At 73.8% G+C, this 16,075-nt stretch carries 16 protein-coding genes and 1 pseudogene; 10 read left to right on the forward strand and 7 right to left on the reverse strand.

Features of this window, described 5'->3' with window-relative positions; all coding sequences use genetic code 11:
- Positions 1-161, forward strand: a pseudogene (locus ACFQBR_RS25120) (ATP-dependent Clp protease ATP-binding subunit ClpX); the annotation flags it as partial.
- 116 nt (positions 162-277) lie between these two features.
- Positions 278-1,495, forward strand: a complete 1,218-nt coding sequence (locus ACFQBR_RS25125; RefSeq protein ID WP_344184087.1) for a PP2C family protein-serine/threonine phosphatase — start codon at positions 278-280, stop codon at positions 1,493-1,495.
- Positions 1,496-1,555: 60 nt separating this feature from the next.
- On the opposite strand, the gene ACFQBR_RS25130 is transcribed toward ACFQBR_RS25125, so the two are convergent.
- The 5 genes from ACFQBR_RS25130 to ACFQBR_RS25150 all read right to left on the reverse strand — a co-directional run bounded on the left by ACFQBR_RS25130 (position 1,556) and on the right by ACFQBR_RS25150 (position 6,622).
- On the reverse strand, positions 1,556-2,362 hold the full coding sequence (locus ACFQBR_RS25130) for a cyclase family protein (protein ID WP_267949079.1): 807 nt from the start codon (positions 2,360-2,362) through the stop codon (positions 1,556-1,558).
- Between the two features lie 151 nt (positions 2,363-2,513).
- Positions 2,514-3,533, reverse strand: coding sequence for an ABC transporter substrate-binding protein (locus tag ACFQBR_RS25135; protein WP_267949080.1), 1,020 nt, complete (start codon positions 3,531-3,533; stop codon positions 2,514-2,516).
- Entirely contained in the window at positions 3,530-4,384 is an 855-nt protein-coding gene (locus tag ACFQBR_RS25140) for an ABC transporter permease (protein ID WP_344184086.1), read from the reverse strand. Before ACFQBR_RS25140 ends, ACFQBR_RS25135 begins: the two co-directional genes overlap by 4 nt.
- A complete protein-coding gene (locus ACFQBR_RS25145; RefSeq protein WP_344184085.1) occupies positions 4,368-5,150 on the reverse strand; it encodes an ABC transporter ATP-binding protein in 783 nt (260 codons plus the stop codon). Before ACFQBR_RS25145 ends, ACFQBR_RS25140 begins: the two co-directional genes overlap by 17 nt.
- Positions 5,151-5,365: 215 nt before the next feature.
- Positions 5,366-6,622 carry an MFS transporter gene (locus ACFQBR_RS25150; protein WP_267949083.1) on the reverse strand — a complete coding sequence of 419 codons (1,257 nt, stop codon included), beginning with the start codon at positions 6,620-6,622 and terminating at the stop codon, positions 5,366-5,368.
- Between the two features lie 174 nt (positions 6,623-6,796).
- Here ACFQBR_RS25150 and ACFQBR_RS25155 point away from each other — a divergent pair, with 174 nt between their 5' ends.
- The 5 genes from ACFQBR_RS25155 to ACFQBR_RS25175 all read left to right on the forward strand — a co-directional run bounded on the left by ACFQBR_RS25155 (position 6,797) and on the right by ACFQBR_RS25175 (position 12,662).
- Entirely contained in the window at positions 6,797-8,479 is a 1,683-nt protein-coding gene (locus ACFQBR_RS25155) for a glycoside hydrolase family 13 protein (RefSeq protein ID WP_344184084.1), read from the forward strand.
- A 254-nt stretch (positions 8,480-8,733) separates the two neighbouring features.
- Positions 8,734-9,774 (forward strand): iron-siderophore ABC transporter substrate-binding protein, encoded by a 1,041-nt coding sequence (locus tag ACFQBR_RS25160; protein WP_344184090.1) that lies wholly within the window; start codon positions 8,734-8,736, stop codon positions 9,772-9,774.
- A 70-nt stretch (positions 9,775-9,844) separates the two neighbouring features.
- Complete coding sequence (locus ACFQBR_RS25165; RefSeq protein WP_344184089.1) at positions 9,845-10,810, forward strand: FecCD family ABC transporter permease; 966 nt, start codon at positions 9,845-9,847, stop codon at positions 10,808-10,810.
- Positions 10,807-11,883 carry a FecCD family ABC transporter permease gene (locus tag ACFQBR_RS25170; protein WP_267949085.1) on the forward strand — a complete coding sequence of 359 codons (1,077 nt, stop codon included), beginning with the start codon at positions 10,807-10,809 and terminating at the stop codon, positions 11,881-11,883. Before ACFQBR_RS25165 ends, ACFQBR_RS25170 begins: the two co-directional genes overlap by 4 nt.
- Positions 11,880-12,662 (forward strand): ABC transporter ATP-binding protein, encoded by a 783-nt coding sequence (locus ACFQBR_RS25175; protein ID WP_344184082.1) that lies wholly within the window; start codon positions 11,880-11,882, stop codon positions 12,660-12,662. Before ACFQBR_RS25170 ends, ACFQBR_RS25175 begins: the two co-directional genes overlap by 4 nt.
- 10 nt (positions 12,663-12,672) lie before the next feature.
- Here the strand turns inward: ACFQBR_RS25175 and ACFQBR_RS25180 are convergent, their stop codons facing one another.
- A complete protein-coding gene (locus ACFQBR_RS25180) occupies positions 12,673-13,200 on the reverse strand; it encodes a GbsR/MarR family transcriptional regulator (RefSeq protein WP_267949087.1) in 528 nt (175 codons plus the stop codon).
- Positions 13,201-13,253: 53 nt separating this feature from the next.
- Entirely contained in the window at positions 13,254-13,850 is a 597-nt protein-coding gene (locus ACFQBR_RS25185; RefSeq protein WP_267949088.1) for a TetR/AcrR family transcriptional regulator, read from the reverse strand.
- A 77-nt stretch (positions 13,851-13,927) separates the two neighbouring features.
- Here ACFQBR_RS25185 and ACFQBR_RS25190 point away from each other — a divergent pair, with 77 nt between their 5' ends.
- The 3 genes from ACFQBR_RS25190 to ACFQBR_RS25200 all read left to right on the forward strand — a co-directional run bounded on the left by ACFQBR_RS25190 (position 13,928) and on the right by ACFQBR_RS25200 (position 15,980).
- On the forward strand, positions 13,928-14,344 hold the full coding sequence (locus ACFQBR_RS25190; RefSeq protein WP_267949089.1) for a VOC family protein: 417 nt from the start codon (positions 13,928-13,930) through the stop codon (positions 14,342-14,344).
- Positions 14,345-14,421: 77 nt separating this feature from the next.
- Positions 14,422-15,261: a VOC family protein gene (locus tag ACFQBR_RS25195; protein ID WP_344184088.1), complete on the forward strand. Its 840-nt coding sequence runs from the start codon at positions 14,422-14,424 to the stop codon at positions 15,259-15,261.
- A gap of 104 nt (positions 15,262-15,365) precedes the next feature.
- Positions 15,366-15,980 (forward strand): TetR/AcrR family transcriptional regulator, encoded by a 615-nt coding sequence (locus tag ACFQBR_RS25200; RefSeq protein WP_267949090.1) that lies wholly within the window; start codon positions 15,366-15,368, stop codon positions 15,978-15,980.
- The last annotated feature ends 95 nt before the right edge of the window (positions 15,981-16,075 follow it).

Below are 16,075 nucleotides of genomic sequence, written 5' to 3' on the forward strand. Positions count from 1 at the left end.
TCGAGGAGGTGTTGTTGTCGGTGATGTACGAGGTGCCTTCGCGTGAGGATGTGGGGCAGGTGATCATCAGTCGGGAGACGGTGATCGACAACGTGAATCCCACGATCGTGCCGCGCATCCGCACCGAGCAGAACAGGCGGCGCCGCGACCGCTCGGCCTGACCCCGGCGGTCCCCGCTCCGTGGGGCGGACGGCGGGAGCGTGTCCCGGGGGACACGCGGCCTCCGTGCCGCCCCGAGCGCGCCCCCCGGTGTGAGACTTGCGGGGGAGGTGGGCGCATGGTCGACGGGTCCCCGATCGGTGAGGGCGAGCTCCTGTTCGAGGAGCTGGTCAGGTCCGTGCACGGCTGCGGGCCGATCGAGGTCCTGGAGGCGGCCGAGCGCTACGGCCAGGCCATCGGCCTCACGGCGGTCACCGTCCACGTGGTCGACATCCAGCAGAACCTCCTCTTCCCCCTCACCGGCGGACCCCCGCTCGGCGTCGACTCCACCGAGGCGGGGGAGGCCTACCGCTCCGACACGCTGCGGCTGGACGAGGGGGGCGACGGCGAACTGAGCCTGTGGCTCCCCCTGCGCGACGGCGCCGACCGCATGGGCGTCCTGCACGTCAGGACGGAGTCCCTGGACGAGCCCACCCTGCGCCGCTGCCAGACGCTGGCCTCCCTCCTGGCCCTGGTGGTCACCTCCAAACGCGCCTACAGCGACACCTACGTCCGCCACACCCGCACGCGGCCGGTGCAGCTGCGCACCGAGATGCTGCGCGCCTTCCTGCCGCCGCGCACGCTCGGCACCACGCGGGGGGTGTCCACCGCCGTCCTCGAACCCGCCTACGAGCTCGGCGGCGACGCCTTCGACCACTCGATCACGAAGGACACCCTGCACGCCGTCATCCTCGACGCGATGGGCCACGACCTGGCCTCCGGCCTGACCGCGTCGGTGGCCATGGCCGGGGCCCGCAGCGCCAGGCGCAACGGGGCCGACCTCGCCGAGCTCACCGCGAGTGTGGAGAAGGCCCTGCTCCAGTGGCTTCCCGAACGCTTCTGCACGGGTGTCTTCGCCACCCTGGAGCTGGCCGACGGGATGTTCTCCTGGGCCAACTGCGCCCACCCCACGCCCCTGCTCATCCGGGACCGCCGCCTGGTGCCCGGGGCCCTGGACCGGGAACCGGAGGTGCCCCTCGGCCTCGGCGGCGTCCTGGGCGGGGCCGAGGCGCGCACCGTCCACCGCGTCCGGCTCGAACCCGGAGACCAGGTGCTGCTCTACACCGACGGCGTGACCGAGGCCCACGACAGCGAGGGGCGGATGTTCGGCCTCGAGCAGTTCGCGGACTTCGTCATCCGTGCGGCCTCCGCCGACGAGCCCGCCCCCGAGACCCTGCGGCGCCTCATCCACGCCATCCACGAGCACCAGCGCGGCAGCTTCACCGACGACGCCACCATCATGCTGCTGGAATGGCACCCGGACGGCCGCGGGGCGCCGCGCTCCCGAGGGTGCTGAGGAACCGCCCCGTGGGCCCGGCCGCGCCGCCGCGCCGGGGGCGGCGCGCCGCGGCCGTCGTCACCACAGGGCCAGCACCCTGCTCGGCCCGCCGGAGGCGTCCAGCCCCGGCATCACCCCGATGCTGAGCAGGGCTCCGGTCGGCGGCAGCCGGTCCAGTCCCGTCAGCGACTCCAGCCCCCACCGGTCGGCGCGGCCGAGCACCTCGTGCGCGGCGAAGTCCGTGGAGCGACCCGGGTCGGTGCTCAGCGTGTCGACCCCCACCCCGGCGACCCGCCTCCGGGCGACCAGGAACTCGCACGCCTCCGCGCCGAAGCCGGGGAAGTGCCACGAGCCGTCGGCCGCCACCCCGCGCACCGCCTCGTCCCCCCGTGCCCAGCGGGCGCTCCACCCCGAGTTCATCAGCACCGCCGCCCCGGCCGGGATCTCCCCGTGCGCCCGCTCGAACGCCAGCACGTCGTCCACCGTGACCGTGGTGTCCGGATCCTCCGCGGCGCGGGCCCTGACGTCGATGACGGCGGCGGGCGCGACCAGCTCCTCCGGCCGGATGTCGGGGACCAGGCGGCCGCCGCCGATCACGTGCCCGGGGGCGTCCAGGTGCGTCCCCGTGTGCTCACCGAACGTCCACTGCTGCACGTAGAGGCCGAACTCCCCCTCGGGGGCGGCCTCGGAGACCGTCTCCCGCACGGGTTTCACGTCGTCCCACCCGGCCATCGTCGGCGAGATCACGTGGCTCAGGTCGGCCACCCGGTGGAAGGCCCGGGGCCACGGAAGGGGGCCGGGCGGCGGGGGCGGGGGGCCGGCCGGGGCGGAGTCGGACAGGCCGTTCCGCGCGCGGACGGTCTCACCGGTTCCGTGGAGGCACATGGGGTCCCTTTCGTGTCGTGTCCTCTGCCGTATGCCCGGGCGGGGACCGGGACAACCTGTGCGCGGCCCCCTGTGGACGGGCTCCGACACGCTACCGGGCGCGGCGGTCGGCGGGCGGCGGAACCGCGCGGAGCCCCGCGCGGGCCCCGCGTCAGCTGCCGTCCTCGGCGGCGACGGTGTCGAACACCAGGTCGCCCCAGCTCTCCGGGGCGGTGCCGATGGCGCCGATCTCGGCCATGAACGAGCCGATCCTCTCCAGGCCCTGCGGCGCGGTCGTGTACTCGATGCCGTCCCGGCCCAGGTGCTCCAGGTACTCCTCCGCCGTGACCGCCCCGTTCTCGGCCTCGGACAGGATGCGGGCGGCCGCCTCGGGGTCCCCGGTGATCAGCTCGTTGGCGCGTTCCACGCAGGCGTGCAGGGCCTCGACGACGTCGGGGTTCTCCTCCGCGTAGTCCTCCATGGCGGTGACCACGTTGAAGCCGTGCGGACCGCCGAGGACCTCGTAGCTGTCGAGGAGCACCCGCGCGCCCTCGGCCTCGGCCTGGTACTGGAACGGCGGAGCGGTGACCGCCGCCGCGATCTGTCCGCTGAGCAGGGCCTGGAGTGCGTCGGGGTGGGGCATGGCCACCAGGTTGCCGGTGAACCGGTCCGGGTCTCCGAACTCCTCCCGGGCGGCGTGCGCCAGCACGATCGACTGGATCGAGCCCGGTTGGGGCGAGGAGATGCGGTCGGCGCCGGTGATGTCGGACAGGCTCCGGATGCGGTCGTCCGTGGTGACCATCCACAGCGGCATGTTGTTCAGGCCGGTGACGACCTTCCACGGGACGCCGCTGTCGCGTGCCTGGAGGAAGGGCGCCAGGCCGCCGGTGCCCGCCTGGAGGCTGCCCGCGAGCATGCCGTCCCGGCTCGCCGAGCCCCCGCTCAGCACCTGCCACTCGACGGTGCGGTCGGGCAGCGCCTCCGCCAGCCACCCCCTGGCCTCGACGACGGTCAGCGACGCGTAGCTGAGCCCGTATCCGGTGGCGATCGCCACCGTGCCGGACCCGTCCGAGGCCCCGGAGCCGTCGGAGCACCCCGCGGCGCCCACGACGGCGGCGCCCGCGAGCAGGCCGAGGCCGCCGCGGAGCACGTCGCGGCGTCCGGGGGACCGTGGTGTACGGATGGCGGTCACAGGGCGGCTCCCTCTTTCATGCCCCAGCGGACGACGGTCCGCCGCTCCAGCAGTGTGAACAGCAGGTCCAGCGCGATCCCGATCAGCGCGATGGTCACCAGGCCCGCGAAGACGTCCGGGATGTCCAGGTGGAAGCGGGCCTCGTTGATGAAGAACCCGAGCCCTCCCTGCGCGCCCGCGACCCCGAAGACCAGCTCGGCGGCGATGACGGTGCGCCAGCCGAACGCCCAGCCCGTCCTGACCCCGGCGACGGTGTGCGGCAGGGCCGCGGGCAGGTGCACGTCCCGGATCAGCCGCCACGAGCGCAGGCCGAGGCTGCGGCCGACCATGAGCGTGGTGGCCGGGACGGTGCGGAAGCCCATGCCGATGTTGACCGCCATCGGCCACAGGACGGCGTTGGCCACCACGAACACCAGGGCGGTCTCGTCGAGGCCGAACCACAGCATGGCCAGGGGCAGGATCGCCACCGACGGCAGGGGGTTGACCATCGCGGTGAGCAGCGTCAGCAGGTCGTCGCCGAAGCGCGTGGCGACCGCGAGGGCGGTGAGCACGACGGCCAGCGCCGTGCCGATGAGCATCCCCAGGCCGAGGATCCGCAGGGTGGTGAGGGTGGGTCCCACCAGGGCGCCGCCGCCCCACCCCTCCGCGAACGCGGCGGCCACGTCCCAGGGCCCCGCGAAGACGAGCGGACTGACGCCGGCGGCGACCACGTACAGCTGCCACACCCCGAGCAGCGCCACCAGGAGGACGCTCCTGCGCAGGCCGACGGGAAGCCGCGACCAGGGGCCGTCCGACCGCCGGCCCCCTGCGCCGGCGTCGGCGGGCGGCGCGGTCTCAGTCGAGGACGGCACGGCCGGCCTCCTCCCTGTCGTCGGAGAGCAGCGCGCGCAGGCGGCGGCGCGCCGCGGTGAACCCCTCGGTGTCCGGGCTGTCCAGGCCGGCGACGTCGAGGGTCTCCACGACGGACGAGGGGCGCCCGCCCAGCACCACCACCCGGTCGCCGAGCAGCACGGCCTCGTCGATGCTGTGGGTGACGAAGAGGATGCTCACGCGGGTGCGCCGGGCCAGTCCGGCCAGCTCCGCCTGGAGGCGGCCGCGCGTCTGGGCGTCGAGGGCGCCGAAGGGTTCGTCCATCAGCAGCATGCGGGGTTCCAGGGCGAACGCGCGGGCGATCGCGACGCGCTGCTTCATGCCCCCCGAGAGCTGGTGGGGGTGGCGGTCCAGGGCGTGTCCGAGCCCCATCAGCTCCAGCTGGGCCGTGGCCCGTGCGCGCGCCTCGTCGCGCGGCGTGCCGGTCGCGCGCAGCGCGTAGGCGACGTTGCCGAGGACGGTGCGCCAGGGGAAGAGCTGGTCCAGTTCCTGGAAGACCACGGCCCGGTCCGGGGCGGGGCCCTCCACCTCCGCGCCGTGGAAGGAGATCCGCCCGGCGGAGGGGGCGAGGAAGCCGGCGACGGCCTTGAGGACGGTGGACTTCCCGCAGCCGGAACGGCCGATCAGCATCACGGTCTCGCCGTGGCCGACGGTGAGGTCGGCGCCGGCGACCGCCGGTACGCGGCCGCCCGGGCCCGGGTACCCGATCGCGACCCCGTCGACGGACAGGAGCGGTTCTGCGCCCATCGGGACTCCTCTCTCGTTGCGCGGTGTCGTGGCCGGCGGGTGCGCGGCGCCATCTTCCGACTAAAGCAGTAGGAAATATAGACTATTTGGGCGGGTCCGGCCACCGCGTCGAGGCACGGGGGCTGTAGGGGCGGCGGTGGATCAGGGCCTGTGCAGGTCAGGCGTGGTGTCCGGGCGGCCCGGGGCGGTCGGCGCCGGCTCGGTCGCGGACGGTGTCAGTGCCGCGCCGGGACGGCGCGGAGGTTCCGGACGGGGCGCACCATGAGCAGCACCAGGCCCACCACGAGGGTGGCCGCCCCGCCGACGAGCAGGAGGGGCCGCGCCCCGAAGAGCTCCGCGGCCGGTCCCGCCAGGGCCTGCCCCACGGGCATCATCGCCAGGGAGCCCGCCATCTCGTAGGAGTGGATCCGGCCGAGGACCGGCCGGGGGGTGTGGGTCTGCACGCTGGTGCTCCACATGACGCCCCAGAAGCCCATCATCGCGCCGCTGACCGCCGCACCCAGGGCCAGCGCGGACGCCGGGAGGCCCAGCCCGACGCTGACGGAGAACGCTCCGGCGCCGAACAGCGCGAGCGTGCCCGCCCGGAGGGGGAACCGCGGCCGCACCCGCATCGCCACCAGGCCGCCCAGGGCCGTGCCGCCGCCCAGGGCGGAACTGACGAGTCCGAACGCCTGGGCGCCGTGGCCGGTGATGATCTCACTCGCGGTCAGGGGGACCTGAGGTCCCCACATGCTCACCATCAGCACCATCCACAACAGGATCACCGACCACATCCAGGTGCGGCTGCGGAACTCGCGCCACCCCTCCGCCAGGTCGGCGGCGTAACCGGGCCCCTGGCCCCGCCGTCTGACCGTCCCGGGCAGTCGGACGAGCCCCAGCAGGACCGCCCCCACCGCGTAGGCGCCCGCGTGGACGGCCAGGACGCCGGCGGCGGAGAACAGGGCCACCAGCAGCCCGGCCACGGCCGGGCCCAGCAGCATGGCGAGGGCCTCGGCGGTGCGGATGACCGCGTTCGCCCCGTGCACGTCCCCGGACACCCGCGGGATCACCGAGCCCACGCCCGGCTGGAACGCGCCTGCGGCGATCCCGTTCACGGCGCCGATCACGCAGATCTGCCACAGCACCACGTGCCCGGTCAGGAAGAGGACCGCCACCGTGCCCTGGGTCGCCACGCGCACCAGGTCGGCCGCGATCATCAGCCGGCGCGCCCCCCAGCGGTCGGACAGCACTCCGCCGAAGACCACGAAGGCCACGAAGCACGCGGAGAAGGACGCCATCGCGAGGCCGATCCCGCCGGCCCCGTGTCCGTGCGCGATCAGCCCGGCCGACAGGGCGACGGGCAGCATCCCGTCGCCGAGCTTGGCCACGACGCGGGCGGAGAAGAACAGGGAGAAGTTCCGCGACCACAGCTTCCGTCCGCCGCCCGCCCGCCACGCGCCTTCGACCTGCTCCGACAGTGCGCCGCGCCCCATATTTCCCGCTTTCCTTCGATCGGACACGGTTCGTCCGAGCGGTTCGCCACCCTACCGGTCCAGACCAGTTGGCGGGGATCTTGCGGGAATCGGGAAGAGGATCGAGGAAAACTGTCCCGACCCGGGGCACTCCAGTAACTTGGCTCACACGCGGCCGCGGAGGAGAGGACCCCTATGCCCCTGGAGCAGAGCGCCGACTGGTGGAAGTCCAGCGTCGTCTACCAGATCTATCCGAGCAGCTTCCACGACAGCGACGGCGACGGGGTCGGCGACCTGCCCGGCGTCATCGCCAGGCTCGACTACCTGAAACTCCTGGGCGTCGACGTCGTGTGGCTCTCACCCGTCTACCCCTCGCCGTGGGACGACAACGGGTACGACATCAGCGACTACCGGGACATCCACCCCCGGTTCGGCACCCTGGAGGACTGGGACCGGCTGCGCGACGGGCTGCACGAGCGCGGGATGCGCCTGGTGATGGACCTGGTTGTCAACCACACCAGCGACGAGCACCCGTGGTTCACCGCCTCCCGCGCGGGGGACCCCGACAAGCGCGACTTCTACTTCTGGAGGCCCAGGCGCGACGGCGGGCCGCCCAACAACTGGGGCTCGGTGTTCTCCGGCCCCGCCTGGACCCAGGACGAGGCCACCGGCGAGTACTACCTGCACCTGTTCACCCGGCGCCAGCCCGATCTGAACTGGGAGAACCCACGGGTGCGCGAGGCCGTCCACGACGTGGCGCGCTGGTGGCTGGACCGGGGCGCCGACGGGTTCCGCATGGACGTGATCAACTTCGTCTCCAAGACGCGGCAGATGCCCGACGGCCCGGTCTCGGGGGAGCACGGGCACGGGTCCTTCGCCGAGTACGCCGTGAACGGCCCCCGCCTGCACGAGTTCCTGCACGAGATGCACCGGGAGGTCTTCGCGGGCAGGGACGTGCTCACCGTCGGCGAGATGCCCGGGGTGGACGTGGCGCAGGCCCGCGTGCACACCGACCCCGCCAACCGCGAGCTCGACATGGTGTTCCAGTTCGAGCACGTGGAACTCGACCACGGGCCCGGCGGCAAGTTCGACCCGCGACCCCTGGACCTGCGCGATCTCAAGCGCTCCCTCAACCGCTGGCAGGAGGGCCTGGGCGGGACCGGCTGGAACAGCCTGTACTGGAACAACCACGACCAGCCCCGGGCGGTATCGCGCTTCGGGGACGAGCGGTACCGGGTCGAGTCGGCGACCGCCCTGGCCACGACCCTGCACATGATGAAGGGGACGCCGTACGTCTACCAGGGCGAGGAGCTGGGGATGACCAACGCCCACCTCGCCGACATCGGCGACTACCGGGACGTGGAGACCCTCAACTACCACCGCGCCGCGGTGGAGGGCGGCAGGGTGGACGCGGACGCCGCCATGGCGGGCATCGCCCGGATGAGCCGGGACAACGCGCGCACGCCCATGCAGTGGGACGCCTCGCCCAACGCCGGGTTCACCACCGGTACGCCGTGGATCGGGGTCAACCCCAACCACGTCGAGATCAACGCGGAGGCGGCCGTCGCCGACCGGGGCTCGGTGTTCCACTACTACCGGCGCCTGATCGCGCTGCGCAAGGAGCACCCGGTGATCGTGCACGGCCGGTTCGAGCCCCTGGCGGAGGAGGACCCCGCGGTGTACGCCTACACCCGGACCCTGGACGACCGGGTGCTGACGGTACTGGTGAACTGGGGCGCCGACACGGCTCCGCTGGACCTGGACCCCAAGGTCGCCGGGCGCGATCCCGAACGGCTGATCGGCAACTACCCCGAGGAGGACGGGCTGTTCGCGCCCCTGCGTCCCTGGGAGGCCCGCGTCCACCTGGGGAGGTCCTGACCCTCCCGCCCGCCGGCCCGGGGTCCGGACCCCGGGCCGGGGCGTGCTCCTGCGACGCCTGACCTGGGGCGGAGTCCGTCCGGCGGGTTCAGAATTTTTGAAATCCTTGGGAAGTGAGGTTAGACTAACCTTTGTTCTGTCGGGGTTCTCCCGTTTCGTCCTCCGTGTTTCCCCTCGGGGCCGATAGCCCCTGCGCGGAACGGGCCCGCCGGGTACGACGCGGCCACCCTCATGACGAAGAAAGCAGTGTGAGCATGGCCTCCACCTTCCACCGCGCCAGCGGCATCGGACTCACCGCCCTCCTCGCCCTCGGCCTCACGGCCTGCGGCGGCGCCGAGGAGGACACCGGCGGGAGCGGCGGCGAGAGCGGCGGCACGGCGGGCGGCGCGTTCCCGGTCAGCATCGAGAGCGCCCTCGGCACCGCCGAGATCCCCGAGCGGCCCGAGCGCGTCGTCACCCTCGGGCAGGGCTCGGCGGAGACCGCCATCGCCCTGGGCGTCGTCCCGGTCGGCGTCGAGAGCTACGAGTGGGGCAGCGACGACACCGGGTACCTCCCCTGGATCCACGAGGCCGTCACCGGGTCCGGCGAGGAGCTGCCCGAGCAGTTCGCCGGCGCCGACGACATCGACTTCGAGGCGATCATCGAGCTGGCCCCCGACGTCATCCTCGCCCCCTGGTCCGGCGTCACCCAGGAGCAGTACGACATCCTGAGCGACATCGCCCCCACGGTCGCCTACCCCGAGCTCCCCTGGAGCACCGACTGGGACCAGCAGATCGAGATCATCGGCGAGGCGCTGGGGCAGCCCGAGGAGGCGCAGGGCCTCATCGGGGACATCGAGACCCAGTTCGAGGAGGCGGCCGCGGCCAACGAGCAGTTCGCCGACCTCACCTTCTCCTACGTCTACACCGACGGCCCCGGCACGCTCGGCGTCTTCCTCCCCGACGAGCAGCGCGTCGCCATGGTGCGCGGCCTGGGCCTGACCGTCGACCCCGTCGTCGAGACCTTCCCCGAGACCGAGGGCACCGACTCCGCCATCATCGGCCTGGAGAACGCCGACCAGCTCGCCGACAGCGACCTGCTCTTCACGTTCTACACCGACGACGAGACGCGCGCCGAGATCGAGGCGCAGGACCTCTACGCGGCGATCCCCGCCGTCGAGAGCGGAGCCGTGGTCGCCGCCGAGGACACCTCCTTCGTCACCGCGTCCTCGATCATCAACCCGCTCACCGTCCCCTGGGTCATCGAGCGCTACGTGCCCATGATCGAAGAGGCCGCGGCCAACGCCGACAGCTGATCCCACCGACAGGGCGAACGTGAAGACACTCACGGCTCCGTCCCGCCCGGGCCCCGCCCGCGCCGTGCTCATGCTCGGCGCGGGCGCCGCGGCCCTCGCCGGGGCGGTCCTCCTCAGCCTCGTCATGGGCAGCAAGCCCACCTCCCCCACGGAGGTGTGGCAGGTGCTGACGGGCGGGGCGGACCCCTTCACCACCACCGTGGTGGAGAGCCGCTACCCCCGTACCCTCCTCGGCATCGTCGCCGGGGCGGCCCTCGCCCTGGCGGGCACCCTCATGCAGGGCATCACACGCAACCCCCTCGCCGACCCGGGCCTCCTGGGCGTCAACGCGGGCGCCGCCGCCGCGGTGGTCACCGCCACCGCGCTGCTCGGCCCCACCTCCGTCGCCGGCACGGTCTGGTGGGCGCTGCCCGGCGCCCTCGCCGCCGGACTGGCCGCCTACACCGTGGGCAGCCGGGGCGGCGACGGCGGGCTGGTGCGCCTCGTCCTGGCCGGAGCGGTGGTCTCCGCCGTGCTCAACGCCTACGTCCAGGCGGTGGCGCTGAGCATGCCCGAGACCTTCGACAGCTACCGCTACTGGGTCGTCGGCTCCCTGGGCGGACGCGGCTACGACGTCGTCCTGTCCGTGCTGCCCGTCATCGGCGTCGGCGTCCTGCTGGCGTTCCTCGTCGCGGGCGGCCTCAACGCCCTGGCCCTGGGGGAGGAGGCGGCGATCGCCACCGGGGCGAACACCGTGTGGATCCGCTCGGCGGGGCTGGTCGCGGGCGCCGTGCTCGCCGCGGGGGCCACCGCGGCGGCGGGCCCCATCGCCTTCGTCGGCCTCGCCGTCCCCCACGTGGTGCGGGCCCTGGTCGGCGTGGACTTCCGCGTCCAGGTGCCCTTCGCCCTGCTGGTCGGACCCACCCTGCTGCTGGCCGCCGACGTCGTCGGCCGCACGATCGTCCGCCCCACGGAGCTGATGGTCGGCGTGGTCACCGCGTTCGTCGGCGCCCCCGTCCTGCTGTACGCGGTCAGGAAGATGCGGAGCGCCTCATGACCCGGTCCACCACCCGGACGCGGCGGCCGCGGCCGCCGCGCGGGGCCGCCCCGCCCGTGCTCGCGCTCGGGCCGGTCGCCCTGCCCGTCCACCCGCGCTCCGTGCTGTGCGCGGTCCTCCTCCTGGTGCTCGTGGCCGCCGCCGCGGCGGCCACCCTCGCCATGGGCAGGCTCGGCATCCCCCTCACCCGCCTGCCCGCCGTGGTCACGGGCGCGGGCGAGGCCACCGAGGCGTTCGTCCTCGGACGGCTGCGCGGCCCCCGCCTGGCCGTCGCCGTGGGCACCGGGGCCGCGCTCGGCCTGGCCGGCGCGCTCTTCCAGTCCGTCACCCGCAACCCGCTGGGCAGCCCGGACGTCATCGGCCTCGGGGCGGGGGCCGGGGCGGGGGCCGCCTTCGCCGCCCTCGTCCTGCCCGGCGTCGTCCCCGTGCCGATGGGCGCCCTCGCGGGAGCGGCCCTGGCCATGGCCGTGGTGGCCGCGGCCACCGGAACCGGGCTGCGCCACCCGGGGCGCCTCATCGTCGCCGGGATCGGCGTGGCCGCGATGGCCCAGGCGTTCACGCACTTCGTGGTGTCCGTGATGGCCCGCGACCAGGCCGGTGTCCTCTCCGCCTACGTCAACGGCAGCCTGGGCGCCAGGGCGTGGGAGCACGCCTGGACCATCTGGGCGGTCCTGCTCCTGGCACTGCCGTTCGTGGCGGCGCTGGCGGGCCCCGTCACCGTCAACGAGATGGGCGACGAGCTGGCCGACGCCCTCGGCGCGCGCGCCTCCGCGACCCGGACCGGGGCGGTCGTCCTGTCGGTGGTGCTCTCGGCCGCCGCCGTGAGCGTCGCCGGACCGATCGCGTTCGTGTCCTTGACCGCCCCGCAGATCGCCCGCAGGCTCAGCGGGGCCCCCGGCCCCAACCTCGCGCTGTCGGCCCTGGTCGGCGCGCTCCTGCTGGTGGCGGCCGACCTGGCCGTGCAGCAGTCGCCGGTGGGCGACGGACTGCCGGTCGGGATCTTCACCATGGGGTTCGGGGGCGTCTACCTGGGCTACCTGCTGGTTCGTGAATGGCGAAAGGGTGTGCTGTGAGTCCGGTACTGTCCGCGGAGGGCCTCACGCTGGGGTACGGGGCCGATCCGGTCGTGCGCGACCTGGACCTCGGTGTGGCCGAGGGGGAGTTCACCGTCATCGTCGGCCCCAACGGGTGCGGCAAGTCGACGCTGCTCAAGGCGCTGGGCCGGGTGAACAAGCCGATGTCGGGCCGGGTGCTCCTCAACGGCCAGGACATCCGGGGGCTGCGCGCCAAGGCGGTCGCCCGCCGGATGGCGCTCCTGCCGCAGAGCCCCGTCGCGCCGGAGGGCGTCACCGTGCGTGCCCTCGCCGCTCGCGGGCGCTTCCCCCACCACACGCTGGTGCGGCAGTGGAGCCCCCGGGACGAGACGGCGATCTCCCGGGCACTGGAGCTCACCGGGCTGGCCGGCCTGGCCGACACCCAGGTCGGATCGCTCTCCGGCGGCCAGCGGCAGCGCGCGTGGGTGGCGATGGTCCTGGCGCAGGACACCGGCGTCCTGCTGCTGGACGAGCCGACCACGTTCCTGGACATCGCGCACCAGTACGACCTGCTGGAGCTGTTCGCCGACCTGCACCGCCAGGGGCGCACGATCGTCGCGGTCCTGCACGACCTGGCCCAGGCCGCCCGGTTCGCGACCCGCCTGGTCCTCATGGACGGGGGGAGGGTCGTCGCGGACGGCCCGCCCGGACAGGTCGTGACCGCGGCACTGGTGGAAGAGGTGTTCGGGCTGCCCTGCGACGTGGTGCCCGACCCGCGCACCAGCACGCCGCTGGTCATCCCGCACGAGCGCTCCTGAGGCGGCGCCCTCAGGCGCCTCCCCCGTCCGCCTCCCCCCGGTCCCGCCCGGCCTTGAACTCCTCCCAGTGGGACAGGAGGGTGTCGTGGTAGTCGTCCAGCCAGCTCATGTAGTCGTGCATGTTGCGCAGGCGGTTGCGCGCGGGCGGGCTCAGGGAGGGGAGCCGCTCCAGCGCGGACGCCGCGAGGTCCCTCTGCCGGCGCAGGTAGGAGCGCTCGTTGCGCAGGAACCCGCCCCACACGTCCTCGTCCATGGCGACCAGCCGTGAGCGGCTGTCCGGCGCGCCGACCATCTCGACGAAGCCCATCTCGCGCAGTCGGCGCACGGACTGGGACACCGAGCCCCGGCTGACCCGGGCGCCGTCGGCGATCTCCTCGGCGCTCACCGCCTCGCGGTCGGCGAGGAGCAGGTAGCCCACGATGCGCCCCTCGGTCCTGGGGCGGCCCTGCGACTGCCAGTACTCCGAGAACCCGCGGACGAAGTCGTCCCGGAACCCCTCGTCCCCGTCCGTGTCCGCCGCCCCGGTGCTCTCCGCCATGGCAGCCACGATAGCGCCCGGACGTGCCCGGGCGTCCTCGGAAGCGGTCCGGGTCACGGCGAGCGCAGGGACTCCAGCATCCCCGAGAACGCGGCCCAGACGTCGTCCAGGTCGCCGGGGTCCCCGCTCCCGGCCAGCCACAGCGCGGCCTCGTTCATGGCCCCGGAGAGCAGGTGGGCCAGGGGCGGCACCGGCTGGGGGCGCAGGACCCCCGCCCGGACGAGGCCGGTGAGCGCCTCCCGGAGGTGCCGCGCTGACCCGGCCTCGTCCAGGGAGCGCCAGGTGCTCCACCCGAGCACGGCCGGCCCGTCCACCAGCATGATCCGCCGCACGTCCGGAGCCGTGCTCGCGGTGAGGAAGGCCCGGCAGCCCGCGGTCAGCTGGTCCCACGGGTCCCGCCGGGCGTCCGCGGCGGCCGCCACGGCGTCGGCGACCTCGCCCTGGACCTCCTCCAGGACGGCGCGGAAGAGGTCCGGCTTGCCCTCGAAGTGGTGGTAGAGGGCGCCCTTGGTGACGTCGGCCGCCGCCACGATCCCGCTCAGTCCCACGCCTGCGTACCCGTGCTCGGCGAACAGCCGGCGCCCCTCGCGCAGGAGGGCCCTCCTGGTGCGCTCGCGCTGCCTGGCCCGGCTCCCGGTCTCCGCGGTCATGTTCCCCCACCTGTTGACATACCGAAGGTACGCGAATAGCGTACTTCACATACCAACGGTATGTGAAAGGCGGAGTCATGGAGCTCAGCGGTTTCTACCCGGTCATCGGCACCACCCGGATCCAGGAGGCCAGGGACTTCTACGTGGACCTGTTCGGCTTCGAGGAGACCTTCGCGGCCGACTGGTACGTCAGCCTGCGCCGCCCCGGGCCGCCCGACCGCGAGCTGGCTCTGCTCGACCACCGCCACCCCACCGTCCCGGAGGGCTACCGCCGGCCGGCGCAGGGCGTGCTGCTCAACTTCGAGGTGGCGGACGTCGACGCGGAGTGGGAGCGCCTCGTCGTACGCGGCGGACTCCGCCCCGAGCTGGGGATCCGCACCGAGGACTTCGGGCAGCGGCACTTCATCGTGGCCGACCCCTCCGGGGTGCTCGTCGACGTCATCACGCCCGTCCCGCCCACGGGAGGCTACGAGGAGAACTACACCGACTCCTGACGGGGCTCTCCGCGCGGGAGGGGCCCGGACGGGTCTGGTCGGGCGCCCCTCGCGGGGGTACGGTCGGGTCGGTGGCAATGCCGACGGGACAGGGGGCGCACACCGTGGAGATGACACTGGACCAGGCCTCGCGACTGGCGTGGTCCGTCCACGCCGGGCAGGTGGACCGCGCCGGGCGCCCCTACAGCGAGCACGTGTTCGCGGTCCGCGACCTGCTGGCCCCCCACGGGGTGCACGCCCAGATGGCCGGGGTCCTGCACGACGTCCTGGAGGACACCCCCGTCACCGCCGACGACCTGCGCGGACGCGGCTGTCCCGAGGCGGTCGTCCGGGCGGTGGAGTCGGTGAGCCGGAGACCGGGGGAGTCCTACGGGGACCTGGTCCGACGGGCAGCGGCCGACCCCCTGGGGCGCCTGGTCAAGCTCGCCGACAACCGCCACAACTCCGACGAGGGCCGTCTGGCCGCCCTGCCCGCGGAGCAGGCGGACCGGCTGCGCGCCAAGTACGCACGCGCGCGCGAGATCCTGGAGGGCGGGCTGTCGGCGGTGCCGCCCCTGGGCGGTGCGGCGGGTCCGGCCCCGGGGCCGGACCACAGGCGTCCCACGGGACCGGTGGCCACCCCCAGGTCCACCCTCGTGGTCATCTACACCGACCGCGCGGAGGAGTGCCGGTCCTTCTACACCGCTCTCGGTCTGGGCTTCCTCCGCGAACAGCACGGCCGGGGGGCCGTGCACCACGCGGCCGTGCTGGCCGACGGAGTGGTGTTCGAGATCTACCCGGCGACGGCCGAGCGCTCCACGGGCGCCGTCCGCCTGGGGTTCACCGTGAACGGCCGCCTCGCGACGCCTCCCCTGGAGCCCGGCCGCCACACGCTCACCGACCCCGACGGCCGCGCGGTGGACGTGGTCGCCGTCTGAGGGGCCGGGCGGGGCGCCCCGGCGTGTGCGCAAGGTACCAGCCGGTCGGTATGCTTGGCCGACGGGCGTCCTCAGGACGGCGGGGGCACGAAGTGAGGCAGGACATGGCGCGAGCACAGCAGGCGGTCGATCCGGGAACGGGCACCGGGTCCGTCCCCGAGAGGCTGCTGGGGGCGGCGACCAGGCTGTTCGCCGAGCGGGGCTACGAGGGGACCTCCGTTCAGGAGGTGGTCGTCGCCGCGGGCGTCACCAAGGGGGCGATGTACCACTACTTCGGGTCCAAGGACGACCTCCTCTACGAGGTCTACGCCCGGGTCCTGCGCATGCAGACCGAGCACCTGGTCCGGATCGCCGGGCGGGAGGCTCCGGTGGCCGAACGTGTCCACGCGGCCGCGGCCGACGTCATCGTCACCAGCATCGCCAACCTGGACGACACCGTCATCTTCTTCCGCTCCATGCACCAGCTCAGCGAGGAGAAGCAGCGCGCCGTGCGCGCCGAACGGCGCGGCTACCACGAGGTCTTCCGCGACATGGTGGCCCAGGGGCAGAGCGAGGGCGTCTTCCGCGACGACGTCTCCGCGGACCTGGTGGTCAACTACTTCTTCGGGTCGGTCCACCACCTGAGCACCTGGTACCACCCGGGCGGGCCGCTGACCGGCGAGGACGTCGGCCGCCACTTCGCCGACCTGCTCGTCGCGGGGCTGCGCCCGGCGTCCTGAGGACGCCGGGCCCGGGACCCGGCGACGGGGGAGCCCGCGGCGCCCGCGGGGCGCCGCGGGGCGCCGCGGGCCGTGCTCCTCCGGGCCTCCGCCCC

The sequence above is a fragment of the Nocardiopsis tropica genome (genome assembly GCF_042660575.1).
GTDB classification, from domain to species: Bacteria; Actinomycetota; Actinomycetes; order Streptosporangiales; family Streptosporangiaceae; genus Nocardiopsis; species Nocardiopsis tropica.